We start from the raw sequence: 24,699 nt of genomic DNA, 5'->3' as shown, positions 1-24,699 counted from the left end.
ATCGTTATATGACTTCGCGAATCCTAGTAGTCGACGATGACGTCGCCCTTGCAGAGATGATTGGCATCGTATTAGAAGCCGAAGGATTTGCTATTGCCACCTGCCCAGATGGAAGCGGAGCGCTCGCGGCTTTCCACGCGTCGAATCCTGATTTGATCCTCTTGGATCTCATGTTGCCCGGCATCGACGGAATTGAAGTCTGCCGACAGATTCGTCTGGAGTCAGATGTTCCGATTGTCATGCTGACTGCTCGCACGGATACGTCAGATGTTGTGGCTGGCCTTGAAGCAGGTGCGGACGACTATGTGGCAAAGCCGTTTAAGCCGAAGGAGCTTGTTGCTCGAATTCGTGCACGTCTGCGTGGGCGTGACGACTCAGGTGACGAAAAGCTGTCGATTAATGACGTTGACATTGATGTTCCTGGGCACGAGGTCACGCGTGGGGGCGAAGCAATTTCGCTGACCCCGCTTGAATTCGATCTTCTTGTCGCGCTGGCGCGAGCACCGTGGAAGGTGTTTAGTCGAGAAGAACTTCTTGAGCAGGTATGGGGGTACCGCCATGCGGCGGACACGCGTCTTGTGAATGTTCATATCCAGCGTCTGCGTTCGAAGATCGAACGAGATCCGGAAAAGCCTGAAGTTGTTATCACGGTGAGGGGAGTCGGCTACCGTGCCGGCGCAGGCGCCTGACCGTGGCGTGGCAAGCGACACTGACTCGGAGCTCGTTCAAGATGACGCGGTGGCTTCAACCAGCGATGTTGCCAGCTCGCCTGACACGCCTTATCACAAGTACCCGTGGCTGAAGAAGTGGGTTCAGAGCCTTCGTTCACGTGTGCGTAAGTGGACGAACTCGCGTGTCTACACAGCCGTCTATCGCTCTGGGCCTGCGCGCGCGGTCCGCGCCTCGCTATCACTTCGTTCGGCTTTAGCGATCACGGTTGCAGCCCTCGGAGTGATCACTGTTTTCGGACTGCTCGTGTCTGCTGAGTTGAAAGATACCGCATTTGAGTCGCGTCGAACTCAGATCCTCGAAGACGCAGCCCTGCGTTTTTCAAGCGCCCAGGTTGTTTTCGACCAGTCAACGGCTTCAACTCCCGATCAGGTTCAGGAAGCTGCCCGTCAGGTTGTTCAGAACATTCGGACATCTGCCGGTGGTGCGGGTGCTGTTTCTGTTATTCTCTTGCGTTCTCAGACCTCGACATCGACGTTCCGTATCAACCAGATCGTCGACGCGAATGTTGATGCGTTGATCGACACCGAAATGCGCGATGCCGTGCAAAACGGGGGACAGGCTCAGTGGAAGTCTGTTGCCATCCCAGCCAACGGCGATCACGTGGATCCGGGAATCCTTGTCGGAACGACGGTGCGTCTTCCTCGAGCAGGAACGCACGAACTGTACATCGTCTATTCCCTTGCCTCCGATCAGCGCCAGGTGAATATGGTGATGCGTGTCCTTTTGGTCGCCGCCACTCCCTTGATGATTGCTCTGCCAGTTGGCGCGTTTTGGATGCTATTTCAGTTGCTTCGTCCCGTTCGCAAAACGGCAGATGCGGCGAAGAAACTTGCTACCGGTGATCTGGACGTTCGTCTTGACGTGAAGGGCAGTGACGAAATGGCTCAGCTGTCGGGGGCCTTCAACCTGATGGCTGAATCCTTACAATTAAAGATCGAAGAATACGACGAGCTCTCACAGCTTCAGCAGCGCTTCGTTTCCGATGTGTCCCACGAACTTCGAACGCCTTTGACGACAATCAAGATGGCGGATTCAGTCATCTGGGATAACCGGGATGCCCTACCCGCTCCGGCGAAACGATCGGCTGAACTTCTCCACGATCAGACAGAACGAATGGATTCACTGTTTACCGATCTGCTTGAGATCTCACGCTACGATGCTCGCTCAGCTGATCTTGAAGCTGAAATGACGGACCTGAAGACGGTTGTTGCCAGGGTTATTGAAGCTAATACTGAGCTGGCATATCGACTGGGTGTACCCGTCGCACTTCACGCGGGCGAAGAACGGTGCGCGTGCCCGATTGATGTGCGTCGTATCGAGCGCGTGCTACGCAATCTTCTCGTGAATGCTCTTGAATTCGCCGAAGGAACTCCGGTTGATATTACGGTCGCTCAGAGTCAAACAGACGTTGCTGTCAGAGTGCGTGACCATGGCGCCGGTATGAGTGAGGAAACAGCCTCCCATGTTTTTGACCGCTTCTTCCGCGCGGATTCTTCGCGTAAACGCACAACGGGTGGTACCGGGTTGGGTCTGTCCATTTCTGCAGAGGACGTGGCGCTTCACGGGGGCACTTTGGTTGCGACAGGAAAGATTGGCGAAGGAGCCTCGTTCGTGATGACCCTGCCGAAGGTGGCGGGTGGGACCGTAGTGTCGACTCCTCTTGAATTGTGGGAGGAAGCCACATGATGAGGTGTGCCCTCAAGCGACGATGCGCGTCCGGATTATTGTCCGGAATCCTCATGTTTGGCCTTGCCGGCTGTATTGCTTTGCCTCTGGCATCGGATCCAGCGCCCTTTGAGGTGTCTGTTCCTGACGTTGATCCCGTTGAATTTGCTGCTGATGGGCCTTTGAAGAATTCTGATCCGCAGACGTTGATTTCTGATTTTCTTCTTGCAAGCGCTGCGGGACCGAATGATGATTTTGCGACTGCGCGCTTGTTTTTAACGGCTGCTTCCCAGCAGGCGTGGGCACCAGATGATGAGGCTCTGATCTATGACACTGCTTCGTCGCCGTCGATTTCAATTAAAGGTGATGAGGGATCGGGAACGTTAACAGCAACGGTGACTGTTCCCGCTGTCGCGTCAGTGAACAGTGAAGGCGTGATGACGCGGAGCGAAGACTCCATGATCTCGTCGACGTTCAACCTGGTCCAAGAGGACGGGCAGTGGCGCATCGATTCCCCCGAAGATGCGTTCATCGTTTCTCAAACGGCGTTCAGCGCTGCCTATGAACAAGCGAACCTCTATTTCCCAGCGAGGACCGGGGATGCCTTGGTTGCGGATCCTCGTTGGTATCCTTCGCGTCGCCTTGCCTCGCATCTGCTCTCAGGTCTGATCGCTGGGCCGAGCCAAACAATCGAAGCGGCGGTCACGAATGCGATTCCCGGTGGAACGACGTTCCCGGCTCAGGGTGTTGAAATCAGTGATCAGATCGCGAAAGTGGATCTGAGCGCCCCCACGGTTGGCGAGGGAACCCCACGTCAGCTTCTTGCGTGGGAGGTGACGGAAACCCTCCTTCAGGATTCGCAGATTTCCACAGTGGATCTGAGTCTTTCCGGGGTTTCTCTTGAAGGGGTCGAGACTCCGGCGTTGCCCTCCTATTCGTTGGATACGCGAATTGCTTTGCAGGCAGGTCGCATTGGATCGCTGGCGGGCTCTACTCTGACACCGTTTGACTTGCCGATTTCTCCTGCGTCTTCCGCGTCGTATCCGGCGGTGTCACCGATTAACCGCGATGTTGTGGCATGGCGCGAAGGAAATTCGCTGGTCGTGTCCGCCTCGGGTGCTCAAGGCGCGCATTCGTCGGTGGACGTGGGGTCGGGGAACGAGGCCGGGGCTCCTTCGATTGACCGCTTCGGCTGGGTCTGGTCGCCCGCTTCAACAAGCGGACCGATCATTGCAACGACTCCCGACGGCCAGGTTGGACGTGTTCCCATGAATGAAACAGGTGTTGTGAGCGTGCTTCGCGTTGCCATTTCGCCCGATGGCGCGCGAGCTCTTGTTTTGTCTGGAACGCCGTCGAACGCGACCGCTTGGATGTTCGCGGTTGCGCGAGATAGTAGCGGTGTGCCATTAGGCCTTGAAGACGGTCAGGCGATTCTCGGTATTCACGGGCAGATTGCTGATCTTTCGTGGGCTGGTTCGTCGTCCTATGTGGTTGTTCGTTCGGCTGAATCGTCGGCTGATAGTGACGATATGGAACTCGATGAAGTTGCGATTGGTGGCTTTGTTTCCCAGTCCGAGGTTCCAGATCAGGCCTTAGCAGTCAGTGCTGGTCTGACGACGGCGAATGTGTGTGTGAAGGTCCGTTCGGGTAGCGTCATGTGTCGAACGGGTGCTTTATGGCAGGCTATGCCCGCAACTTTCGCCGACGTGCGATTCCCCGGCTAGAGTGCGCATCTGATTCATTTTCAGTTTCGTTTTCACGTCAAAGTGAACAATTGTTAAACACCGTAGCAAATTGAGGCGGGTTATCCACAGAATGCAGATTCCCCGTTCGCCCTCCTTGAAGCAGAGGCACATGATGGAGAAATGGAGTTTCTTCAGCGTTTACGCATCGCGGTTTTGTCCCTGCTGTCAATACTGATGCCTGCTCAATGTGCGGGTTGTATGGTCTGGGATCATGTCGTGTGTCCGCGTTGTCGTAGTATCGCGCTTCGATCCGCTCGATTAGAGCGGATCGGCCTCGTCACCTTAGGGGAGAGCGAAACGGGAATGCCATGCGCGCCCTGTGATAATGACGGAAGTGGCGCCACCGTGCCGATGGGGTTTATCGGAAGGTATGACGGCGAGTTGAGGAACATCATCATCGCCTCTAAACATTCGCCGACCTTTCGTGGCGACGACTTCTTATATGACGCGGGCGCAAGTGTGGGGCGTTGTCTTGCCGCTGCGCTTCCAGGCGATGAGCCGTGGTGGGTGATTCCTGCGCCGTCGAGCTGGAAACGAGTGCTTCACGGTAAGAATGTGACCGGCGCTTTTGCTCGGGGTGTTGCGTTAGGGCTTGCGCAGGTCAGTGGACGGCCAGCGCGGGTGGTTGGCGCCGTTCGTTTGCGGTTTGGCGTGCGCTCTCAAGCGGGTCGTGGGGGACGAGGCCGCCGTCTCGATCGAGCCGGATCCATGCGCCGGCGGCTTCATATTCCCGCCAATGTGGCGGTAGTGATTGTTGATGATGTGTTGACAACAGGAGCGACATGCCGTGAGGTGGCGCGCGCTGTTGGACGGGTTGACGCGGTCGGCGTATGTGCCCGAGTTTAGCCTTTCTATGACGCAGCTCACGCAAAAGGGGTATGATAGGCGTATAACCGATAGAGCAAAGATGACCCGAAGAATGGCGTCTTTGCCCAGCGACTGGGGGTGATAGCTACGATCACCGTCCGATGCGATGAGGCAATCGGACATTCAACCCCGCGAGCAACGAAGCTCGCCAGCTTCCCATGGAGGAAAAATGGACATCACTGTCGTCGCACGCAACGCGGAAATCCACCCGAACTTCCGTGAGTACGTCGAAGAGAAAGTCTCGAAGATTACCCTGTTCTACCCGCGCGCTCAGCGCGTCGACGTGGAACTGACACACGAACGTAATCCTCGCCAAGCAGATACCGCCGAGCGAATTGAGCTCACGGTCTACGGCAAGGGTCCAATCATTCGAGCAGAAGCAGAATCCGGCGACCGCTACGCAGCTGTAGATATTGCGGCCGGTAAACTCTTCGAACGCCTCCGTCGCTTGCGTGACCGCGCCAAGGATCATCGTCGTCGCTACTCTCACGAGATGGATGAGGTCGAGTTCCTCGAAGAACCTGCGCCGGTTGAAGATACCATCGAAGAGGCCGCTCCGCTCAAACTTCGCTCTGCGGAAGACCTCAAGGTTGGTGAAGCGCGCGAAGAGCAGCTTGGCGATACTCCGATCCTGGTTCGTCAAAAGGTTCACGAAGCCGAACCGATGACGGTTGATGAAGCACTCAACCAGATGGAAATGGTTGGCCACCCGTTCTTCCTGTTCATTGACAAGGAAACGAAGCAACCGTGCGTCGTCTACCACCGACACGGTTGGACCTACGGTGTCCTGCGTCTGAACACGACAACGGACTGCTGACGACTCGATAGTCAAAAGTGTGAGCCCCAAGAGTTTTCTTGGGACTCACACTTTTATGCGTTGGAGGTTAAAGGCGGAAGAGGAGGTTAGAGCTCGCCGTCTTCGACACTACGCAGGAAGTCAGACAGGCGGTTTGCCGCTGCGACGACGGACGGGCCGTGCTGGCGACCGGGCTGGCGCCCCATGCGTTCAATCGGACCGGAAATCGACAGGGCAGCGAGGACTCGACCCGAGGGGCCTCGTACCGGAGCGGAAACTGACGCGACTCCCGGCTCGCGTTCGCCGACAGACTGTGCCCACCCGCGACGACGAACCTGAGAGAGCGTCGTTGCGTTGAAGGAGGCTCCGTAAAGACCACGGTGGAGGCGGTCGGGTTCTTCCCATGCAAGCAGAACCTGTGCTGCGCTACCGGCGGACATCGATAGAGTTGCGCCAACCGGGATGGAGTCGCGCAGACCCATCTCACGTTCGGATGCGGCAACGCAGACACGGTAGTCGCCTTGGCGACGGAAGATCTGTGAGGATTCCTTCGTATGATCCCGAAGAGCCTTCAGGACGGGCATCGACGCCGCAAGCAGACGGTCTTCGCCAGCAGACGAAGCGAGTTCTTGGAGGCGGGGACCGAGAACAAAACGTCCCTGCATGTCGCGAGCAACCATGCGGTGGTACTCAAGGGCAACCGCTAGACGGTGCGCGGTGGGTCGGGCCAAACCTGTCGCGGAGACGAGTTGAGCCAAGGTAGCAGGTCCGGCTTCAAGCGCGCCGAGAACGAGTGCTGCCTTGTCAAGAACTCCGACTCCACTAGTCGTTGAATCCTCCATATTCAAAAGTTTGCCATCTCAACCAATGAGACTGCAACTCTTCGCATGCTGAAACGGCAGACGATGAACAAGGAAACAGCAAGCGAATAAGTCGCTCGGTGACCGTTTGCCTGTAAGTAAGCGCTGTTCAGGACTATTTTGAACGCACGCAAGGGGGAAACATGACCGGCACAATGGCCGAAAAGGTCTGGCAAGACCATATTGTGAAAAAGGGCGAAGGTGGCGCCCCTGACCTTCTTTACATTGACCTCCACCTTGTTCACGAAGTGACCAGTCCCCAGGCTTTCGAAGGGCTGCGCTTGGCAGGGCGAAAGGTTCGTCGTCCCGATCAGACGATCGCCACCGAGGATCACAATACCCCGACCCTCGATATCGACCTGCCGATCGCTGATGAGACCAGCCGTACACAGATTCACACTCTGCGTTCGAACGCTGAAGAGTTCGGTATTCGTCTGCACTCGCTGGGTGATGCCGACCAGGGCATCGTTCACGTTGTCGGCCCGCAGCTGGGTATCACTCAGCCGGGTATGACAATTGTCTGCGGTGACTCGCACACCTCGACGCACGGTGCATTCGGCGCACTCGCATTCGGTATCGGTACCAGCCAGGTCGAACACGTTCTGGCAACCCAGACCCTGCCACTGGCTCCGTTCAAGACCATGGCAATCACCGTCAACGGTTCCCTGCCTGCAGGGTCGACTGCGAAGGACATCATCCTCGCTGTCATCGCAAAGATCGGCACCGGCGGTGGCCAGGGCTACGTTCTGGAATATCGAGGCCAAGCAATCCGCGAGCTGTCGATGGAAGGCCGCATGACGATCTGCAACATGTCGATTGAAGCGGGCGCCCGCGCCGGCATGGTTGCTCCCGACGAAACCACCTTCGAATACATCAAGGGACGTCCGCACGCTCCCGAAGGGGAAGAATGGGAACGCGCAGTCGAATACTGGAAGACTCTGCGATCCGACGATGATGCCGTCTTCGATAACGAGGTCATCCTCGAAGCAGCCGATATTGAACCATTTGTCACTTGGGGCACAAACCCCGGCCAGGGCGTGCCGCTCTCAGCCACTGTCCCGAATCCGGATGACTTCACCGATGAGACTGGCAAGATGGCAGCCCAGCGTGCGCTTGAATACATGGGGCTCGAGGCGGGCACTCCGATGCGTGAAATCCCGATCGATACCGTCTTCCTCGGCTCGTGCACGAACGGTCGTATCGAGGATCTGCGTGCAGCGGCAGCCGTCATCAAGGGTCGTAAGAAGGCAGACAGCCTGCGCATGCTGGTCGTGCCCGGCTCTGCTCGCGTGCGCCTGCAGGCTGAAGCTGAAGGACTGGACAAGATCTTCACCGACTTCGGCGCCGAATGGCGTAATGCCGGTTGCTCGATGTGCCTGGCAATGAACCCCGACAAGCTGAAGGAAGGGGAGCGTTCAGCATCCACCTCGAACCGTAACTTCGAAGGTCGCCAGGGTAAGGGTGGTCGCACCCACCTGGTTTCCCCGCTGGTTGCCGCTGCAACTGCGGTTCGAGGCACCCTGTCCAGCCCCGCTGATCTGTAAGAAACGAAGAAGGAGATAACACTCATGGAGAAGTTCACGACCCATACCGGTGTTGGTGTTCCGCTTCGTCGCTCGAACGTCGATACCGACCAGATCATTCCCGCCGTCTACTTGAAGCGCATTACTCGCAGCGGCTTCGAAGACGCTCTCTTCGCTGCTTGGCGTAACGATCCCGAGTTCATTTTGAACCAGGATGCGTACCGCTCTGGCTCTGTCCTGATTGCCGGCCCCGACTTCGGTACCGGTTCGTCGCGTGAACACGCGGTATGGGCGTTGAAGGACTACGGTTTTCGCGTCGTCCTGTCTGCCAAGTTTGCCGATATTTTCCGAGGCAATGCGGGTAAGCAGGGTCTTGTTGCTGGCGTGATCTCTCAAGAAGACTGTGAGTCCCTGTGGAAGATCCTCGAAAACGAGCCGGGCACAGAAGTCACTGTTTCGCTTGAAAACAAGACGGTGACCGCCGGTCCGGTCACCGCGTCCTTCCAGATTGATGACTACGTGCGCTGGTGCCTGATGGAGGGCCTCGACGATATTGCTCTCACTCTCCGCGACGAAGACGCAATCGACGCCTACGAAACCAGCCGTCCTTCTTTCAAGCCGAAGACGCTTCCGGCGAAGTATCTTCCGAAGGAAGAGGTCATTCCTGCTCGTCCTGTTGGACTGGGAATGCCGTCCGCTCGCTGAATGAGTTCGGATCACTGAATACTTCGAAACTCGGTTTCATCTGAGTGTGTTGTGCCGTGAGTGAATCTGTGGGAGACGTGACTCTCCTTTGCAGACGCTCACGGCACGCCGTGCTTTAAAGTTGAGGCAGACTATTCATCTTTTTGAGGAGCCTGATTCATGCCCTCCGTGCTTCGCGTTGAAGGCGGTCACCCGCTAACCGGTGAAATCACTGTTCGTGGTGCCAAGAACTTCGTGCCCAAAGCGATGGTTGCGTCGCTTCTTGGTGAATCTCCGTCACAGCTGTCGAACGTGCCGTTGATTCGCGACGTTGATGTTGTGTCGGACCTGTTGCGCCTTCACGGCGTGACTGTTGATTTCGACCAAACAACCGGTGTGATGACGCTGGACCCGACGAACGTTCAGGTTGCGTCGCGCTCTGACATCGATTCCCTCGGCGGGGCTTCGCGCATCCCGATTCTGTTCTGCGGTCCGTTGTTGCACCAGCTCGGTGAAGCCTTCATCCCGGAACTGGGTGGGTGCAACATCGGTGGTCGCCCCATTGACTTCCACCTTGAAGGCCTGCGCAAGTTTGGCGCGAACGTCGATAAGCGTGTTGACGGCGTCCACATCACGAAGCCCGCAGAGGGCTTGCACGGTGCGGTTATTGAGCTTCCATTCCCTTCAGTCGGTGCCACCGAGCAGACCCTTTTGACCGCTGTTCGTGCTGAAGGTATTACCACCTTGAAGGGGGCGGCGATCGAGCCTGAGATCATGGATCTCATTAACGTCCTGCAGAAGATGGGTGCCATCATCTCCGTCGATACGGACCGCACGATCCGCATCGAAGGTGTGCCCACGCTGAAGGGCTACCACCATACCGCACTTCCTGATCGTATTGAGGCTGCATCATGGGGCGCCGCTGCGCTGGCAACCCGCGGTGATATTTATGTCCGTGGCGCACACCAGCCCGACATGACGACCTTCCTTAACACCTTCCGCAAGGTTGGTGGAGCGTTCAACATCGACTCTGACGGCATCCGCTTCTACCATCCCGGTGACGAACTGAAGTCGATTGCCCTTGAAACGGCCGTACACCCGGGCTTTATGACCGACTGGCAACAGCCTCTTGTCGTTGCTTTGACTCAGGCTGAAGGCCTGTCCATCGTTCACGAAACCGTCTATGAGAACCGATTTGGGTTCACGAAGGCCCTGCGCAAGATGGGCGCAAATATTCAGGTCTACCGCGAGTGCTTGGGCGGAACACCGTGCCGTTTCGGCCAGCGTAACTTCTTCCACTCTGCTGTTATTTCCGGCCCCACTCCGCTGCATAGTGCGGACATCGAGGTTCCTGATCTGCGCGGTGGCTTCTCGCATCTGATTGCTGCGCTTGCCGCTCAGGGAACGTCTACGGTTGCTGGCATTGACGTGATTGCTCGAGGCTATGAGCACTTTACGAAGAAGCTGAACCAGCTGGATGCTCGCGTCGACTACGTGAAGTAAGCGAATCAATGACTGCGCACACTACGGCGGAGAGGCGATCAATCCATCTGCTGATTTCTTCTATGTCAGCCGGTGGTCGTTCAGTGAACGTCGGCCCCGAAGTTGTCCGCATTTTACGTGGCGGCGGTTGGGCGGTCCGAGTCAGCGTCACCAGAGCGTCAGATGACCCTTGTCAGATTGCGTCTGCAACAACCGAGGATGTGATTGGCGCCCTGGGTGGTGACGGTTTCATTTCGGCGATCGCACGAGGCGCCCACGAAGCTGGCACCTTGTTCGCGCCGATTCCTGGCGGACGAGGCAATGATCTGTGTCGAGCTCTTGGGATCAGCCCCGATGCGTCAGCTCGCGCGAAACAGTTGGCAGAACTGGGTTTTGTGAACGAAGAAAGCGACGAGCTATTTGCTTCGCGAATTCGTCCGATGGACGGAATGTGGGTGACCACCCCAGACGGAACTGTTCATTCCCTGGTTTTGGGCCTGGTCTCTTTGGGCTTGGATGCGAAGGCGAATCTATTGGCGAACGAGTCAATGTTTACGTCTGGTCCTATCGCATATGGCTATGGAGCGTTCGCTGCTCTCGCAACCCATCGCCCTTCCACCATTACGCTGAAGATTGATGGGCAAGAACGCGAGCTTACTGGGTGGATCACGTCCGTTTCTAACTCTGGACGATTGGGTGGTGGCGTTCGCCTTGTTCCTCAGTCCGATATGACGGACGGGATCATGGAACTGTGCCACGTTGAAGACATCCCGTTGTTGAAGGCTCTTCCGATCTTGGCGAAGGTTGTGGGTGGCCGCTCGCAGGGGCATGAGGTCATCCATGTGGAGCCGGCTTCGTCGATTGAAATTACCCAGCCCGTTGGCATGGTTGCCATGGCGGACGGCGATAAGGTGGCCGAGATTCCCTTCACCGTGACTTCGGCGCCGCACATCGTCGACGTTCTGGTCTGAGGAACGTAGTCGGCGTAAGGCGTGGCGGATCGCTCTTGCACCCATTCGCCGACCTTAGACGCAAAGGTGCAGGTGGACAGCACCCTGACATTCCGCGGTGAGTGCCTGTTCTCACGTTAGACTTCGATCCATGAGCACGAAGATCACTGGCGTCTACCGCTTCGCCCAGAACGTCCTGCGTCCGATCATGACACCGTGGGTGAAGATTGATGCGCAGGGTACCGAAAACATCCCGGAAAACGGCCCGTATTTGCTGATTGTGAACCATTTGTCAGCCGTTGATCCGCTGAGTCTCTGCTGGTTCTACATGAAGCGCAAGACGAAGATTCGTTTTCTGGCGAAGAAGTCGATGTTCTCTGTGCCGGTGATGGGCACAATTTTTGCGGGCATGGGGCTGATCCCCGTTGACCGCGAAGTGAATCCCGCTCAGTCTTTGGAAGCTGCCACCGAGGCTCTGAAAGACGGCGATATTGTCGCTATCTGGCCGGAAGGCACATTCACTCAAGACCCCGATCAATGGCCGATGTCGTTCAAGACGGGTGCTGCGCGCCTGGCGTTGGACACCGGTGTGTCGGTGGTTCCGATTGCCCAATGGGGTGCTCAATTCGTCAAGGGCCCGTACTCGTCGAAGATTGATTTCCGCCCTGGGCGCACGATTCGCTACCAGATCATGCCTCCTGTTGACCTGTCGGATCTGATGAGTGACCAAGGGGCAGATAATCACGAGGCAGTGAAAGAAGCGACTTCGCGCATGCACACTGCGCTGACCAAGGGAGTGGCACAACTGCGCGGCCTTGAACCTCCGACTCGTATGTGGCAGGCGAAGACGAAGGCCGGCCCGTGGTGGGAAAAAGAAGGTAAGAAGCTCGAAGAGAAGAAGGCGAAGAAGGCAGGCAAATAGGCTGGGGGAGACAAGCGCTCCCGAGGCTCTCGCTCTGCTTGCTATTTCTGGATGTCGATTACTGCTCGAAGCGGATGTGTCAGGAAGCCGAGCTGGAAATTCCTCGCGTGATCCATACCGATCACGATGTGGGTTGAATCTTCAAAGGTTCCGTCTTCGCGTACGTCCAAGGGACCAACCTGCAGGTTTTGTGGCCCCTGATAATACTGCTCGAGTTGTCCGTCCATGATTGGCATTGATGTTCCGGTCAGGACGAAATCAAGATAGGCGACGCCTTCCACGTCCAATTCCTGTCCGCGTCCCTGTTCGATCGGCTTGTCGGCCCACGATTGGTGGTAGCCCAGGGTGGCCTCGCCGGTGAACTCAACGACAATGCGATAGAAAGTGTCGTGTTCGCCAACACGCATATCGTGGAAGATTGCGGGGATTTTACCAGGTTGAGACGGGGCGTCTTCCAACTCGTTGACCCAAGCGTCGCCGTTAATTGGCTGCGTGTCCTGTTCTTGTGCGTCAGGGCCAGATTCTGGGGTGGCATCACCCGACTGGCCTGACTGGCCAGATTGTGAGGGCATCGGTTGTGGTGTCGATCCATCACTCATAGTGTCGTCGGCTTGAGGTGCGCATGCGCCCAAGATCACACCGCAGGATGCCAGCAGGGCAACGCCAATCACACGCTTACGAGACATCATTGAATCTTCACCGCCATAATTGTCGAGGTGCTAGTAGGGTCTCACATATGAGTAAGGAACGTGTGTTTACGCGCGCGGCGGTTTTAGGTACCGGCGCTTGGGGTACTACTTTTGCGCAGATTCTTGCGGATGCTGGGCTCAATGTAACAATGTGGGGTCGGAAAGCTACCACGGTTGACTTCATCAACTCGGGTGAGAACGCGACCTATCTTCCCGGTATTGAACTGTCGGATCAGATCAGTGCGTCGACGTCTATCGAAGAGGTTGTGACCGGCGCTCAACTGATCGTTATCGCTGTGCCGGTTGCCGGTGTGCGTTCGACTCTGGAGGCTGCGCGCCCATGCTTGAGTGATGATGTTGTGATCGTGTCTCTTGCGAAGGGCTTGGAGCTTGCAAGTCATCTGCGCGTCGACGAGATTATCGAACAAGCCTCGGGACTAGGCCAAGATCGTATTGCTATCATTTCCGGGCCGAACCTGTCGCGTGAAATCGCCGAGCATCAGCCGACGGCCACAGTCGTTGCCTCAACGAACCAGCAGTTGGCTATCGATATTGCGAAGGCGTGTCACACCTCGTACTTTAGGCCGTATGTCTCGACGGACGCTATTGGCTGTGAGATCGCGGGCGCGACGAAGAACGTCATTGCCGTGGCTATTGGCGCTGCAGAGGGGATGGGGCTGGGGCTCAATACCCGCGCGACTCTCATTACACGAGGTCTTGCTGAGATGACTCGCCTGGGTCAAGCGCTTGGGGGAGACCCCGCCACATTTGCTGGACTCGCCGGTATTGGTGATCTGATGGCAACCTGTTCGTCGCGCCTGTCACGTAACTTCTCCTTGGGTCATCGTATGGGTACGGGCTTGAGTTTGGACAAGGCCCTCGCGTTGTCACCTGGCGTTGTTGAAGGTGTGCGTTCTGCCGAGCCGATCCTTGCCGTCGCTGATTCGCTGGGCATCGATATGCCGATCAGCGCAGCCGTTCTAGCCGTTGTCAGCGGTGACGCCACGATCGAACAGATGGGGCAGATGCTCCTTGCGCGCCCGCAGAAGATGGATGGCTGGGAGATCTCGCTACTCTGAGGGTCCGATTCGCGCCCTTGTTCGGGTGGCGTTCACGCGTAGCGTGAAAATATGCCGAGCGCAGCTTCGGCAATGCGAGTAAACGGGCACACCGCCACCGCGTAGTCGAACGGGCGCGCGGTGGCGATACTCTTAACGCATGACTGAAACTGAAAAGCGTCGCGTCCTCATCGTTTTTGGTGGACGCTCAGGTGAACACGAGGTTTCGTGTGCGACAGCGGCCGGAATTCTGCGCGCAATTGATCGCGAGAAGTGGGATGTTCTGCCCGTCGGTATTACTCACGATGGGGAATGGGTGCGCGTAGCCGATGACCCTTCGGCGTTGGAATTCAAAGACGGACACGGCCAGAGCGTGACGGCCGGCGCCTCGCGCGTTGTTCTTGCTCCCGGTTCTGGGTCGCTGCTTGACGTCACCTACGAAGGCGATCCCTCGGCTTTAGATTCCCATGTTTCCGGCGTTGAAGACCTTGGACATGTTGACGTTGTCCTGCCTCTATTGCACGGACCCTACGGCGAAGACGGCACCATCCAGGGCCTCTTCGAGATGGCGAACGTCCGCTACGTCGGATGCGGCGTCACCTCCAGCGCAATCTCTATGGACAAGCACCTGACGAAGACCGTGCTTGCCGCAGCCGGAATCGACGTGGGGCAGTGGGAACTCATCACCGCTCTTCAATGGGCAGAAGACCCCAAGGCATGCACCGACCGCGTGAGCGCACTTGGATACCCTGTGTTCGTGAAGCCCTGTCGCGCAGGCTCCTCCATCGGTATCACCAAAGTCGATTCCGCGGGCGAGCTTGCAGTCGCCATGAAGGAAGCGCAAAACGCTGACCCGCGCGTCATCGTCGAAGCCGGAATCGTTGGACGCGAAATCGAATGCGGCGTCCTCGGATCCGCCACGGGACACCCGCGCACCGCGCCCCTCGGCGAAATCGAGGTCCCCGAAGGCGAGTTCTACGACTACGAACTCAAATACGTCGACACCGAAGCCATCGGCCTCGTGTGCCCGGCAAACGTGGCGCCCGAATTCGAAAAGAAGATCCGCGACACGGCTGCCCGCGCGTTCGACGCTTTGGAATGCGAAGGTCTGGCACGCGTCGACTTCTTCCACAATGAAGAAACCGGATCCGTCATCATCAACGAAGTGAATACCATGCCCGGATTCACGCCGATCTCCATGTTCCCGCAAATGTGGGCAAAGGGAGGACTCGACTACACCAGCTTGATTGACACACTTCTTGAAGAAGCGCTCGATCGGGAACTCGGATTGCGATAAGTGTCGAACCGATAAAGACAACGGGAAGGGGCGTACGCAGATTTGAGTACGCCCCTCCTTGATCTTAGACGCGAGTGTGCCCCCGCCCCTGTAGTGGTGAGACGGTTTCCAAGTGGAGGCGGCCTCGTCGCTGAGCGAACAAACGACCACTGTGGCGTGCGCTGGCTCTCAGGACTTAACTCCCACAAGCATGCGCCGATTCGGTATCTTTGGAACTATGACGACCAAGCCCAAAGTCACGCTGGTGACATCATCTGCAATGCCGAACCTCTACCACGGTGAGGAAGGATTGCTGGATGCTCTCGCGGAACGCGGATGCGACCCCCAAATTAAAGTTTGGAATGACCCGGACGTGGACTGGAACGAAGCCGGAATGGTCATCGTTCGTTCGGTCAGCGACTACCCGTTGCAACGCGACACCTTCCTCGAATGGACCAAGAAGGTTCCGCGAATCCTGAACCACCCCGACATTCTCGAGTGGAACACGCATAAGACCTACCTGCGCTCGCTGGCGAAGCGCGGTCTGCCCACCATTCCCACCACCTGGCTGGAACCTGAGCAGAACCTGTCGAAGCACCAGATCCACACACGATTCCCGGCCTCTGGTGAGTTCATTGTCAAGCCCGCCGTTTCGTCCGGCGTGCGTGATATCGGCCGATACACCACTCTTTCCACCCCGCAGCGTCAAGCCGCCATCGCGCAGGTCCAGCAGCTGCTGGGCGAGGGACGTGCGGTCATGGTTCAGCGCTACCTCGAAGAAATCGACACCAACGGTGAGATTTCGCTGGTGTTCTTCAATGGTCTGGTCTCGCACGCTGTGGTGAAGCGTGCGCAGCTGCACCCCGCATCCGTCACCGACCCGAGCATGCACGAAGCAGTTGTCACCGCTCAGGCAGCCGACTCTGTCGCATGGCAGTGGGGCGAAGAAATCCGCCGTAACCTGCACGCATACGTGAAGGAACGCATTGGACGCGACGAACAGTTCCTGTTCAACCGCGTGGACCTGGTGCCGGACGGTAAGGGCTCGTTCTTGGTCATGGAAGTGTCTTTGGTTGATGCTGACCTGTACCTGGGCGCAACGCCGGAAGCGCTCGGAAACTTTGCTGATGCAATCTCGGTGCGTGCGCACTGGTGAGCATCTCGCTTGAGTGAGGACGCCCCGAAGGCCTGAACTAGCCCCCGGCAGTTGGTGAACTAGCCCCCGGAAGTTGGACTGGTTTAATTCTAGGTGGTTAGGGTCTCAAGGGTCTGATTCCGATATTGCATCGGTGCCTGGCTGAGTCTTTTCTGTTCCCAGGTGCGCTTGGTGCGACGGATGTGGGTCTAAAAGTTCGGTTTTGTCGCGTTGGGTGCGGTTGGTGATGTGGCGCCTTGCTTGGTGTGGCTTTGCGCTTGTTGGGGGCGACGTGGCGAATGACACGCGCTAGTACCCAGTATGATTTTCATTTGAGGTGACTTATTTGCTAGAGTTTTCTCCGTTGCGCTAAGCGCTTCAATGGTGGCTGTAGTTCAGTTGGTAGAGCACCTGGTTGTGGTCCAGGACGTCGCGGGTTCGAGTCCCGTCAGCCACCCAGATGAATCCCGGAACCTTGCGGTTCCGGGTTTTTGTTTTCGTAAGGAGTTTCCTACGCTGACGGGGGCATAAGGGGGCTCCGCGAATGTCTGAGGACTACAGTGGCAATTTTTCTTACGAGGAACTGGAGGGGAAATGATGACCGTTGAGGTCGCTCGTGATCGTGGCTGGTGGATCGCTCATTTAACGTACGCTGGGCAGACCTACCACACGCAGGGCCACACGCTCCGCGAATTGCGAGAAATGATTGATGATCTTTTCTCGTTTGTGTGTGAAGACGAAGGCAAACCTGTTTCAGCCCCCGCGACCTTCAGATTACGGTTGGTGCCGATTCGTCGCTGGTAAGGCGACGAGCTACGAGGCTCCCCAGGGCGCTCGGCGGAAATGCTTCGTGATATTCGCGCCAAATAGGCGTTGAGCCCTCATCAGGGGAGCGACCTCGTGCATCGTGGAATGATCCACTTGTGGCAACTGAATCCACCCACGTCCACCGTGCTCACGCCGCCAGCAACTTCATCACCGTCGTCGGTGTGCGCGAATTGCACCCAACGCGGATAATGAAACGAGGCCGATAATCGGCGAACCCACCCCACAATCTTTGGAGGCATCATGCCCGACGTTCTCGCCTACGCGTGCGACGACACCGCCAGCATTTTCCACAAAACCACCATTCACCTGCGCGAACCCGGCCCCGGCGAAATCTACTTCGAGGTCAAGTACGCCGGCGTCTGCCACTCCGACATTCACAGCGCCAGGGGCGAGTGGGGCCCGAAGAAGTACCCTCTGGTCCCCGGCCACGAGATCGCCGGCATCGTCGCCAAAGTCGGCGAAGGCGTCACGAAGTACAAGGTGGGCGACAAGGTCGGCGTCGGTTGCCTGACCAACTCGTGTGGCACGTGTGAAATGTGCACCTCGGGCTACGAACAGTTCTGTACGGGGGACGAGGACGGCCTTCCCGGAGCGCTCTGGACCTATGGTTTGGATGCCGATGGAAATCCGACTGCCGGAGGTTACGCCCAGGGCTTCACGGTGTCGGAAAACTTTGCGTGCCGCATCCCGGATGAAATCCCGTTTGAGGCAGCGGCTCCGTTGCTGTGCGCGGGTATTACGACGTATTCGCCACTGAAGCGCTTCGGAGCTGGCCCCGGCAAGAAGGTCGCAATTGTGGGCATGGGCGGACTGGGGCACATGGCGGTCCAGATTGCGGCGGCCATGGGTGCCGAGGTCTCCGTGATCTCGCACGGTCGTTCGAAGGAAGAAGATGCGCGTCGGTTCGGCGCAACGCACTTCTACGCCACCAGTGAAGAGGGGACAGTCGAGTCGCTTGCTTCCAGCTTTGACCTGATTATCTGCACCGTCAGCGCCGCGAACCTTGATTACGCGGGGCTGATTGCAACACTGCGTCCGCTCGGTTCCTTCGTGAACGTCGGCCTGCCCGAGACACCGCTGACCCTGCCGTGGCGTTCGGTCATTGGCGGTAACCGAATCGTTGCTGGTTCCAACATTGGTGGCATCCCCGAAACGCAGGAAATGTTGGACTTCTGTGGCGAGCATGGAATCGCCCCGCAGGTTCAGATCATCAGTGGCGAAGACATCACCGAAGCCTACAACAACGTTGTCGACTCTAAGGTGCGCTACCGCTACGTGATCGATACGGCAACGTTCTGAAATACGTTGCTTCATGAGCATTGAAGTGAAAGAGGCCGTGACCTTTATGCGGGTCACGGCCTCTTTTTGACTGTCGGGGTGACAGGATTTGAACCTGCGACATCCTGCTCCCAAAGCAGGCGCGCTACCAAGCTGCGCCACACCCCGAAACACACGCAACGGCGTTTGAGGGCGCCGAAGCGAAATGCTACATGGAAGATCATAAGGCCTAGAGGGTTAAATTTCGCAATCGAAGTGAAAACCCGCTACTATCGACCATGCGCGCTTTGATGCGTCTGCGGATGTAGCTCAATGGTAGAGCCTCTGCCTTCCAAGCAGATCACGCGGGTTCGATTCCCGTCATCCGCTCCACTTAGACGTCGAAAATGATAAGTACCCTTTTGCGTTAGCGCGTACGCCCCAAGGGGGTCAAGAAAATCGCTTGCGTTAGCGAGTGTATAGCGCGTTTGCCCTGACCTGCGGAAATGTTTCCCGAGCACTATCACTTCGCTGTTGCCACGATTTCTGGGCATGAGAAAAGCCCGTCCGCGCGCTCATGCACGAACGGGCCAGAATCTTCATCTCGGACTTAAAGCTGGACACTCACTTCCTCGCCAACCCGGAACACGAACCGGATCGTATCCTCGTCTACGATGGCGTGATCGATGAGAGCGCTCCATTGTGCGGGGTGAAACTCGCTCACAGGTTCGCCCGTCAAATCGCCTAGGGCTGTGGTGATGGCGGCGTGCTTGGCGGTGTTCGCTGCGATATCTGCTTCCAGGCTTGTTTTACGTGCGAGCGTCTTACGGTAGATAGTATCGAGTTCGGTGTAGCGGGCTTGGTAGGCGTCCTGGTTGAGCGCACACCGCTGGTTTTCCGCAATCAGCGCCTCGATCTGCTCGGTCAGCTCCACGATTTTTGTTTGGCAGGCAGCGGCCTGTTCTTCCAAACGGCTCGTACCGAACATGTCGCCAAGCACCTGCGGTAGCTGGCTTTGCTGCGGACGGCGGGCGATCAGTTGATTGAGCGCTTGCACGAAAGAATCCTTGATCTGCTCGTCTTTCACCGTCGCGCTGCTGCAGGGATGTTCGTCTGTGTATTTGTGGTTGCATTGCCAGACTGTGTACTTGTATTTCGTGTTCGACGCCCACGTCTTACGCCCATACCACACCCCACACCGAGCACATTTGAGCCGGGTGGAGAACAAGCCGACTTTCGCTGACGATATGTTGCCATGCCTGGTGGCGAGCTCGTATTGCACTTGATCCCAGATGCGTGGAGCAATAATCGGCTCGTGGTTGCCTGTTACGTAGTATTGGGGTACTTCGCCTTCGTTGACCTTCATCTTTTTAGTAAGGAAATCGGTGGTGAACGTCTTTTGCAGCAGGGCGTCGCCTTTGTATTTCTCGTTCGACAGGATGGAGCGCACTGTCGATGTCGACCACACTTCTTTCCCGCGTGGGGTGAGGATCTTGCGGGCAGCGAGTTCGGTTTTGATTTCGCTGATGGCCATCCCGTCAAGGAACAGCTGGTAGATCAGCCTGACGGTCGGAGCTTGGGTTTCGTCGATGACGAGGCTGCCGTCTGCTCCTTTCTTGTATCCGAGTAGGGATTTGTAGGGCACCATGACTTTCCCATCTTGAAAACGCTTCCTGTGCCCCCAGGTGACGTTCTCGGAGATCGAGCGGGATTCTTCTTGCGCCAGTGAGCTCATGATCGTGATCAATAGCTCGCCTTTGGCGTCAAAGGTGTAAATATTTTCTTTCTGAAAATAAACCTCGACGCCTGCGTCTTTGAGCTTGCGCACGGTAGTGAGCGAGTCGACGGTGTTGCGTGCGAACCGGGACACACTCTTGGTGAGGATCAGGTCGATTTTGCCTGCCAGGGCGTCATCGATCATGGTTTGGAAACCTTCGCGACGTTTCATGGAGGTGCCAGAGATGCCCTCATCGCAGTACATGCCCGCGAACTGCCAATCATTACGGGAATGAATGTAGGTGGTGTAGTAGTCGATTTGAGCCTCGTAGGAGGAGGTTTGCTCTTCCATCTCGGTGGAAACTCGCGCATACGCGGCCACCCGCCTGTGTGCTGGTACACCAGATGAGGCTGCGGCAGATCGAAGCTTCTTTGTTGCGGGTATCGCTGTGACGGTGCGACTCATGCCAACCTCCCCTCACTGGTTAACCCCACCGGCGTCATGGTTCCATCCGCGAGGTGGAATGTGAGCTGATGCTCGAAGGCCTCGATCATCACGACCTGCTCAGCAACATGGACAGGATCGAAACCCTGGGTGCCGAGCATGTCTGCGCAGGCGTGTTCGAGGAGTGTTTCGCGCAGGTTGTGCCCCCTACAGGGGTTGCCGTTCCCGGTGCAGGCACTCCAACAGCGCCAAAACTTATACGAGGTTCCAGACTTGTAGGTGCGGGTTTTGCGTTGATAGTTCTTCCCGCACGCGCCGCAGCAGATCCGTCCGGTGAATACGCCCGTGTTCTTTGACGGGGTCGCCGCCGGACCCACCTCACGCCTGTGCGCGATTTCTGCCTGCACCGCGTCAAACATCACCTCATCAATGATCGCTGGGAGGGCTTGCTCAACCCAATATCGCGGCAGCTCCCCGTCATTGAGCGCACATGTGGGTGCTTGGATTGTGGGGCGGTACATTTTCTGTAGCATTTGGCAGCCCTTGTAGCGCTCATTTTCAAGCATGCGACGAAACACAGACCCGTAGAACCGTCCCCCTCCCCGAGAGCGTTTACCTTCAGCATTGAGCATCGTCGCGGTTTTCTCCGGGCTGATCCCATCGAGATAATTGGCAAACAGTAAGCGCACGATCTTGGCTTCTTCTTCGATGATGGTGAACTGGCCGTCTGCCCAGTGGTAGCCATAGACAACGAAGGAGTTCGTGCCCCCGTTCTTGTACCGGTTGCGGATTGCCCATTTGACGTTGTGGGATAGTGAGCGTGATTCTTCTTGGGCGAACGAGGCCAGCAAGGTTAACAGCAGTTCCCCGTCAGCGCTAAGGGTGTCGATGCGTTCGCGTTCGAACCGTACGGCCACGCCAAGGTCTTTGAGCTCACGGACCGTAGCGAGCAGGTCGACAGTGTTGCGGGCTAGGCGTGAGATTGATTTACACAACACAATATCGACACCCCCGCCCCTGGCTGCATCCATCAGGTCGGCCAGGCCTTGCCGGGATTTTGTTGACCTACCCGTAATACCCTCATCGGTAAACACCCCTACATAGGCCCATCCGGGTGTGGATTGGATCAGGCGCGAATAATACGAAACCTGCGCCGATAGGGATGCTAACTGCTCTGTGCCGTTGGTTGAGACCCGCGCGTATGCTGCTACGTTGACCAGTTTCGGGGCAGGCGGCCGAACTGGTGTCACCACACTAACTTGTGCCACGTTTTCTCCTTTCGCGTTAGGTCTATACACGCTCTAAACCAGGTGTTTATCCAGTCGTTTCGCCCACTATTGATGGTTGAGAGATCGGCGTCCACGCCTCCCATAACAACCGGTGAGCACGCTGATACTCTGCGGGCGTGAGCACACCCTGCCCCGCCAGCACGCTCAACGTGTGAGCGTCCGTAATGAAGGCGAGTTCTCGGGCGAACACGTCAGGTTGGGCCAGTTGATCAACAGGAGTGACGAGCGTGTTCATGGTCGTCCGCCGCGCGTGCCGAATCGGGCACGTACATAGCAGGCGTGACAGCAAAACTTTTGACCTGGCTTGTCCACGATCGCGAAGCGGCGTCCGCAGTGCGTACAGGTCTGCTCGCGCACAGGCTCGGTTTTCTGTCGATGCCGCCACGCTTTATGCCTGCAGGCGGGCGAGCAAAACCTAGCCCGAGCTGCTCCCTGTATAGGGTTGGCACACCACTGGCACACGCGCTCGACCATCACCGGAGCGGCGTCAAGGTTTCGGGTTGTGCAGTACGAGCGGACCTGGTCACGAGTCAGGGAGCAAAACTCGGCAATCGCTTTATACCCCCAGCCCGCCGTGCGCAGGTTACGGATACGTTGTTCATCAAGATCATTCACAGTGGGGTCACTCCCTTCACCCCACTGCCGACAAACCCCCGATTGTTAAATCCGTCCATGAAACGACGAAAAGCCCCGCCACCACCGGCTCCCCGAGGATTGGGAAGTCACAGTGCTGACGGGGCTAAGTTCGTTGACCTCTAGCTGTTAGTAGCCGAGCTTGGCATTCACTCGCGCTTGGACCGCGTTGTAGAGGTTGCCCAAGCGGCGCTTACGTTCCTCACCATTGCCGTACTCGCCACGGATCACGGCGTCAGCGAGGGCATCAATGTTGGGCCCAGCAGGCTTCGCTGGCGCGTTGCCAGAAAGCTTCTCATTGACTCGCTGTTGGACAGCCGCGTAGTTGGCTCCGAGGCAACGCTTACGCTCATCACCGTTCCCGTACTCGCCACGAATGACAGCGTCAGCCAATGCGTCGATGTTCGGTGCTGCAGGAACAGGAGCTGGTGCCGGGGCTGTGCCGATCATCTGGTCATACCAAGACTGGGCGCGAGCCATGTATGCGGCGTGCTGGGAGCCAGCAAGAGATGCCGGACAGGCCGTAGCAGAGAAGTCCTTGTGCCCGAACACGTTCTTCCCCCACTGGGGTCGGCCGAGACCGTAGAACTTGCAAACGGCCGCGACGAGGTGTGCACCGTTATCAAGGCACGCCTCGGATACAGTCCATGGATCACTGGTCATGTCGGCGTGTTCGATGCCAATACTGGTGGTGTTGGCGGCAAAGTTTCCTGCATGCCAGGCGGTATCCCGGTCCCATACGAGCTGGCCTATGCGTCCGTCGGTTTGGACTTGGTAGTGGGCGGAAGCAGGACGGGTTTGCCACACGTCGTAGCAGCCCCTGATGGTGAGGTTGCCTGCGTTGTGGTGGATGATGACCTTATCGATCCGCCTACCGTTCCTGCCGGGCGTGTAGTGCTTGTTCATGATGAGGTCGATATCGGCCTCAAGCGCGAGCCAATTCTTCATCAGTGAATCTCCTTATCTGTTGTGTTTTCAATTGTCGTTTCGGTCAGGGGTGGTCGTTTGTCGGCGCGGTTAGCGATCGCATCAAGCGCCCCACGCATTTGGGATGGGACGGGCAGGCCGAGGCGGGTGGCGTTCTCCACCAGCGAGATGCCTTCGTTGGATAGGTAGAAGAAGATGACCGCCGCGCGTAGGACTCCGGGTGCTCCGAGGATGTGGACGTCGATCAAATGGGCCAGGCCGACGAGGGTGAAGATCAAAATTTTGCGGCTGATTCCTCGGAAACCAACCGAGGAGCTGAGGCGGCGTTCGTTGATGGCGGCGAGCACGCCGGTGATGTAGTCGGCGATAGCGAAGACGATCAACGCGTAAACCAAACCGTCTAAGCCGCCGAGGTAGGCGGCGAGCCACGCACCGAGGCTGGCGATTCCGGTTTGGATGGCGTGCCAGATGGCGTGTATAGACATGGGTATTCCTTTCGTGGGCATAAAAAATTGCCCACACCCATCTGGGGTGAAGGCATCAAAAAAATCGGTGTAGCACTGGGCTACATGGTTGGGTCAGTCAAGACCTCAAGAATTGGCAGGCTCAAGTCGAACGAGGCCGCCTTGGGCGCTAGGAGTTCTTGGGCTTCGATGGCCTCTGCTGGTGGTGAGGGCGTGGCATCGGACTCAACTGGGACGATCGGTAGCTGTACTTCTTCGCTAGACGTTGACTCATCATCTGAAACGTCGGTCAGTTCTGTGTCCTTTTCTTCCTTGGCCTTCATTGGTTGTCCTTGGTGATGGCGTCGTAGAGAACGTCGTAGGCTTCCGCCGCCACGCCAGACAGTTCGCCCTCATAGCCGTCAAGAAGCTGGCGGATGTCTGCTTCGTGTCCGTCGTAGGTGGGACCGGAGACTTCCGCAACAGATGCCAGTAGTGCTTGGCGTGCGTCGAGGAATTCACTGGCTTTGTCGGGGTTGGCGAGGACGAACGTGCCATCGTCGGCGAATATCGGGCGGCCGTTCTCGTCGAGTGTTGCGAATTGGGTGACGAGGTCGTATTCGTCTTCCCCGAATCGCGCGATCGCTTCCTTCACTAGCGCCAGGAGTTTGGAGCGGGCACGGGACTGAGCGGCCTTGAGCGGCATATTGGTGAGTAGGTCTGCGATGGGTTGCAAATACTGGTTGGCGAGCATGATCTTCATCAGTGTTTCCTTTT

General features: G+C 57.3%; 22 protein-coding genes and 3 tRNA genes. 16 read left to right on the top strand and 9 right to left on the bottom strand.

What is annotated here, in order from left to right; all coding sequences use genetic code 11:
* Nucleotides 1-8: 8 nt before the first annotated feature.
* From mtrA to hpf, 4 genes are all read left to right on the top strand, one after another.
* Nucleotides 9-689 carry an MtrAB system response regulator MtrA gene (gene mtrA, locus G5S47_RS05655; protein WP_219585307.1) on the top strand — a complete coding sequence of 227 codons (681 nt, stop codon included), beginning with the start codon at nt 9-11 and terminating at the stop codon, nt 687-689.
* Nucleotides 670-2,418 carry an MtrAB system histidine kinase MtrB gene (gene mtrB / locus G5S47_RS05650; protein ID WP_103631977.1) on the top strand — a complete coding sequence of 583 codons (1,749 nt, stop codon included), beginning with the start codon at nt 670-672 and terminating at the stop codon, nt 2,416-2,418. The genes mtrA and mtrB overlap by 20 nt, the downstream gene beginning before the upstream one ends.
* Nucleotides 2,415-4,121: an LpqB family beta-propeller domain-containing protein gene (locus tag G5S47_RS05645; RefSeq protein WP_219585305.1), complete on the top strand. Its 1,707-nt coding sequence runs from the start codon at nt 2,415-2,417 to the stop codon at nt 4,119-4,121. Before mtrB ends, G5S47_RS05645 begins: the two co-directional genes overlap by 4 nt.
* A gap of 1,057 nt (nt 4,122-5,178) precedes the next feature.
* Nucleotides 5,179-5,826, top strand: coding sequence for a ribosome hibernation-promoting factor, HPF/YfiA family (gene hpf, locus G5S47_RS05640; RefSeq protein ID WP_006681326.1), 648 nt, complete (start codon nt 5,179-5,181; stop codon nt 5,824-5,826).
* 86 nt (nt 5,827-5,912) lie between these two features.
* Here the strand turns inward: hpf and G5S47_RS05635 are convergent, their stop codons facing one another.
* Complete coding sequence (locus G5S47_RS05635) at nt 5,913-6,647, bottom strand: IclR family transcriptional regulator (protein WP_006681325.1); 735 nt, start codon at nt 6,645-6,647, stop codon at nt 5,913-5,915.
* A gap of 161 nt (nt 6,648-6,808) precedes the next feature.
* Between G5S47_RS05635 and leuC the strand changes: the two genes are divergently transcribed.
* The 5 genes from leuC to G5S47_RS05610 all read left to right on the top strand — a co-directional run bounded on the left by leuC (nt 6,809) and on the right by G5S47_RS05610 (nt 12,226).
* Nucleotides 6,809-8,209 carry a 3-isopropylmalate dehydratase large subunit gene (gene leuC / locus G5S47_RS05630; protein ID WP_219585304.1) on the top strand — a complete coding sequence of 467 codons (1,401 nt, stop codon included), beginning with the start codon at nt 6,809-6,811 and terminating at the stop codon, nt 8,207-8,209.
* Between the two features lie 24 nt (nt 8,210-8,233).
* A complete protein-coding gene (gene leuD, locus G5S47_RS05625) occupies nt 8,234-8,893 on the top strand; it encodes a 3-isopropylmalate dehydratase small subunit (RefSeq protein WP_006681323.1) in 660 nt (219 codons plus the stop codon).
* 159 nt (nt 8,894-9,052) lie between these two features.
* Nucleotides 9,053-10,375 carry a UDP-N-acetylglucosamine 1-carboxyvinyltransferase gene (gene murA / locus G5S47_RS05620; protein WP_219585302.1) on the top strand — a complete coding sequence of 441 codons (1,323 nt, stop codon included), beginning with the start codon at nt 9,053-9,055 and terminating at the stop codon, nt 10,373-10,375.
* A gap of 8 nt (nt 10,376-10,383) precedes the next feature.
* Nucleotides 10,384-11,325: a diacylglycerol/lipid kinase family protein gene (locus G5S47_RS05615; RefSeq protein WP_006681321.1), complete on the top strand. Its 942-nt coding sequence runs from the start codon at nt 10,384-10,386 to the stop codon at nt 11,323-11,325.
* Nucleotides 11,326-11,455: 130 nt separating this feature from the next.
* The gene (locus G5S47_RS05610) at nt 11,456-12,226 is read left to right on the top strand and encodes a lysophospholipid acyltransferase family protein (protein ID WP_006681320.1); all 771 of its coding nucleotides are present in this window, start codon (nt 11,456-11,458) and stop codon (nt 12,224-12,226) included.
* Nucleotides 12,227-12,267: 41 nt separating this feature from the next.
* Here G5S47_RS05610 and G5S47_RS05605 read toward each other — a convergent pair whose 3' ends face one another.
* On the bottom strand, nt 12,268-12,912 hold the full coding sequence (locus G5S47_RS05605; RefSeq protein ID WP_257878413.1) for an AMIN-like domain-containing (lipo)protein: 645 nt from the start codon (nt 12,910-12,912) through the stop codon (nt 12,268-12,270).
* A 50-nt stretch (nt 12,913-12,962) separates the two neighbouring features.
* Here G5S47_RS05605 and G5S47_RS05600 point away from each other — a divergent pair, with 50 nt between their 5' ends.
* The 6 genes from G5S47_RS05600 to G5S47_RS05575 all read left to right on the top strand — a co-directional run bounded on the left by G5S47_RS05600 (nt 12,963) and on the right by G5S47_RS05575 (nt 18,511).
* A complete protein-coding gene (locus G5S47_RS05600; RefSeq protein ID WP_219585300.1) occupies nt 12,963-13,994 on the top strand; it encodes an NAD(P)H-dependent glycerol-3-phosphate dehydrogenase in 1,032 nt (343 codons plus the stop codon).
* Between the two features lie 139 nt (nt 13,995-14,133).
* Nucleotides 14,134-15,270 carry a D-alanine--D-alanine ligase family protein gene (locus tag G5S47_RS05595; RefSeq protein ID WP_006681317.1) on the top strand — a complete coding sequence of 379 codons (1,137 nt, stop codon included), beginning with the start codon at nt 14,134-14,136 and terminating at the stop codon, nt 15,268-15,270.
* 217 nt (nt 15,271-15,487) lie between these two features.
* The gene (locus G5S47_RS05590; protein WP_179369787.1) at nt 15,488-16,405 is read left to right on the top strand and encodes an ATP-grasp domain-containing protein; all 918 of its coding nucleotides are present in this window, start codon (nt 15,488-15,490) and stop codon (nt 16,403-16,405) included.
* Between the two features lie 363 nt (nt 16,406-16,768).
* Nucleotides 16,769-16,841 (top strand) — tRNA-His (locus tag G5S47_RS05585).
* Between the two features lie 137 nt (nt 16,842-16,978).
* Nucleotides 16,979-17,188: a hypothetical protein gene (locus tag G5S47_RS05580; protein ID WP_219585299.1), complete on the top strand. Its 210-nt coding sequence runs from the start codon at nt 16,979-16,981 to the stop codon at nt 17,186-17,188.
* A gap of 264 nt (nt 17,189-17,452) precedes the next feature.
* A complete protein-coding gene (locus G5S47_RS05575; RefSeq protein ID WP_103631968.1) occupies nt 17,453-18,511 on the top strand; it encodes an NAD(P)-dependent alcohol dehydrogenase in 1,059 nt (352 codons plus the stop codon).
* 73 nt (nt 18,512-18,584) lie between these two features.
* On the opposite strand, the gene G5S47_RS05570 is transcribed toward G5S47_RS05575, so the two are convergent.
* Nucleotides 18,585-18,658, bottom strand: a tRNA-Pro gene (locus G5S47_RS05570).
* A gap of 130 nt (nt 18,659-18,788) precedes the next feature.
* Here G5S47_RS05570 and G5S47_RS05565 point away from each other — a divergent pair.
* A tRNA-Gly gene (locus tag G5S47_RS05565) sits at nt 18,789-18,862 on the top strand.
* A gap of 217 nt (nt 18,863-19,079) precedes the next feature.
* Here the strand turns inward: G5S47_RS05565 and G5S47_RS05560 are convergent.
* The 6 genes from G5S47_RS05560 to G5S47_RS05535 all read right to left on the bottom strand — a co-directional run bounded on the left by G5S47_RS05560 (nt 19,080) and on the right by G5S47_RS05535 (nt 24,685).
* The gene (locus tag G5S47_RS05560; RefSeq protein ID WP_219585297.1) at nt 19,080-20,651 is read right to left on the bottom strand and encodes a recombinase family protein; all 1,572 of its coding nucleotides are present in this window, start codon (nt 20,649-20,651) and stop codon (nt 19,080-19,082) included.
* Nucleotides 20,648-21,898 (bottom strand): recombinase family protein, encoded by a 1,251-nt coding sequence (locus G5S47_RS05555; RefSeq protein ID WP_219585296.1) that lies wholly within the window; start codon nt 21,896-21,898, stop codon nt 20,648-20,650. The genes G5S47_RS05560 and G5S47_RS05555 overlap by 4 nt, the downstream gene beginning before the upstream one ends.
* 783 nt (nt 21,899-22,681) lie before the next feature.
* The gene (locus G5S47_RS05550; RefSeq protein ID WP_219585294.1) at nt 22,682-23,500 is read right to left on the bottom strand and encodes an N-acetylmuramoyl-L-alanine amidase; all 819 of its coding nucleotides are present in this window, start codon (nt 23,498-23,500) and stop codon (nt 22,682-22,684) included.
* Complete coding sequence (locus tag G5S47_RS05545; protein WP_219585293.1) at nt 23,500-23,964, bottom strand: phage holin family protein; 465 nt, start codon at nt 23,962-23,964, stop codon at nt 23,500-23,502. Before G5S47_RS05545 ends, G5S47_RS05550 begins: the two co-directional genes overlap by 1 nt.
* 80 nt (nt 23,965-24,044) lie before the next feature.
* Entirely contained in the window at nt 24,045-24,266 is a 222-nt protein-coding gene (locus tag G5S47_RS05540) for an acetyl-CoA carboxylase (RefSeq protein WP_219585292.1), read from the bottom strand.
* On the bottom strand, nt 24,263-24,685 hold the full coding sequence (locus G5S47_RS05535; protein WP_219585290.1) for a DUF1617 family protein: 423 nt from the start codon (nt 24,683-24,685) through the stop codon (nt 24,263-24,265). Before G5S47_RS05535 ends, G5S47_RS05540 begins: the two co-directional genes overlap by 4 nt.
* Nucleotides 24,686-24,699: the final 14 nt, after the last annotated feature.

Origin of the sequence: Schaalia turicensis, from assembly GCF_019380255.1 — a bacterium.
Lineage (GTDB): Bacteria > Actinomycetota > Actinomycetes > Actinomycetales > Actinomycetaceae > Pauljensenia > Pauljensenia turicensis_A.
The sequence above is the reverse complement of the archived record's forward strand: the minus strand, read 5'-3'. Positions and strand labels throughout refer to the sequence as shown.

Excerpts from the sequence above, each read along its gene's own strand:
- mtrA (WP_219585307.1), top strand. The coding sequence starts at position 9 with ATGACTTCGCGAATCCTAGTAGTCGACGATGACGTCGCCCTTGCAGAG.
- G5S47_RS05645 (WP_219585305.1), top strand. The coding sequence starts at position 2,415 with ATGATGAGGTGTGCCCTCAAGCGACGATGCGCGTCCGGATTATTGTCC.
- hpf (WP_006681326.1), top strand. The coding sequence starts at position 5,179 with ATGGACATCACTGTCGTCGCACGCAACGCGGAAATCCACCCGAACTTC.
- G5S47_RS05635 (WP_006681325.1), bottom strand. The coding sequence starts at position 6,647 with ATGGAGGATTCAACGACTAGTGGAGTCGGAGTTCTTGACAAGGCAGCA.
- leuC (WP_219585304.1), top strand. The coding sequence starts at position 6,809 with ATGACCGGCACAATGGCCGAAAAGGTCTGGCAAGACCATATTGTGAAA.
- leuD (WP_006681323.1), top strand. The coding sequence starts at position 8,234 with ATGGAGAAGTTCACGACCCATACCGGTGTTGGTGTTCCGCTTCGTCGC.
- murA (WP_219585302.1), top strand. The coding sequence starts at position 9,053 with ATGCCCTCCGTGCTTCGCGTTGAAGGCGGTCACCCGCTAACCGGTGAA.
- G5S47_RS05615 (WP_006681321.1), top strand. The coding sequence starts at position 10,384 with ATGACTGCGCACACTACGGCGGAGAGGCGATCAATCCATCTGCTGATT.
- G5S47_RS05610 (WP_006681320.1), top strand. The coding sequence starts at position 11,456 with ATGAGCACGAAGATCACTGGCGTCTACCGCTTCGCCCAGAACGTCCTG.
- G5S47_RS05605 (WP_257878413.1), bottom strand. The coding sequence starts at position 12,912 with ATGTCTCGTAAGCGTGTGATTGGCGTTGCCCTGCTGGCATCCTGCGGT.
- G5S47_RS05600 (WP_219585300.1), top strand. The coding sequence starts at position 12,963 with ATGAGTAAGGAACGTGTGTTTACGCGCGCGGCGGTTTTAGGTACCGGC.
- G5S47_RS05595 (WP_006681317.1), top strand. The coding sequence starts at position 14,134 with ATGACTGAAACTGAAAAGCGTCGCGTCCTCATCGTTTTTGGTGGACGC.
- G5S47_RS05590 (WP_179369787.1), top strand. The coding sequence starts at position 15,488 with ATGACGACCAAGCCCAAAGTCACGCTGGTGACATCATCTGCAATGCCG.
- G5S47_RS05580 (WP_219585299.1), top strand. The coding sequence starts at position 16,979 with ATGATGACCGTTGAGGTCGCTCGTGATCGTGGCTGGTGGATCGCTCAT.
- G5S47_RS05575 (WP_103631968.1), top strand. The coding sequence starts at position 17,453 with ATGCCCGACGTTCTCGCCTACGCGTGCGACGACACCGCCAGCATTTTC.
- G5S47_RS05560 (WP_219585297.1), bottom strand. The coding sequence starts at position 20,651 with ATGAGTCGCACCGTCACAGCGATACCCGCAACAAAGAAGCTTCGATCT.
- G5S47_RS05550 (WP_219585294.1), bottom strand. The coding sequence starts at position 23,500 with ATGAAGAATTGGCTCGCGCTTGAGGCCGATATCGACCTCATCATGAAC.
- G5S47_RS05545 (WP_219585293.1), bottom strand. The coding sequence starts at position 23,964 with ATGTCTATACACGCCATCTGGCACGCCATCCAAACCGGAATCGCCAGC.
- G5S47_RS05540 (WP_219585292.1), bottom strand. The coding sequence starts at position 24,266 with ATGAAGGCCAAGGAAGAAAAGGACACAGAACTGACCGACGTTTCAGAT.
- G5S47_RS05535 (WP_219585290.1), bottom strand. The coding sequence starts at position 24,685 with ATGAAGATCATGCTCGCCAACCAGTATTTGCAACCCATCGCAGACCTA.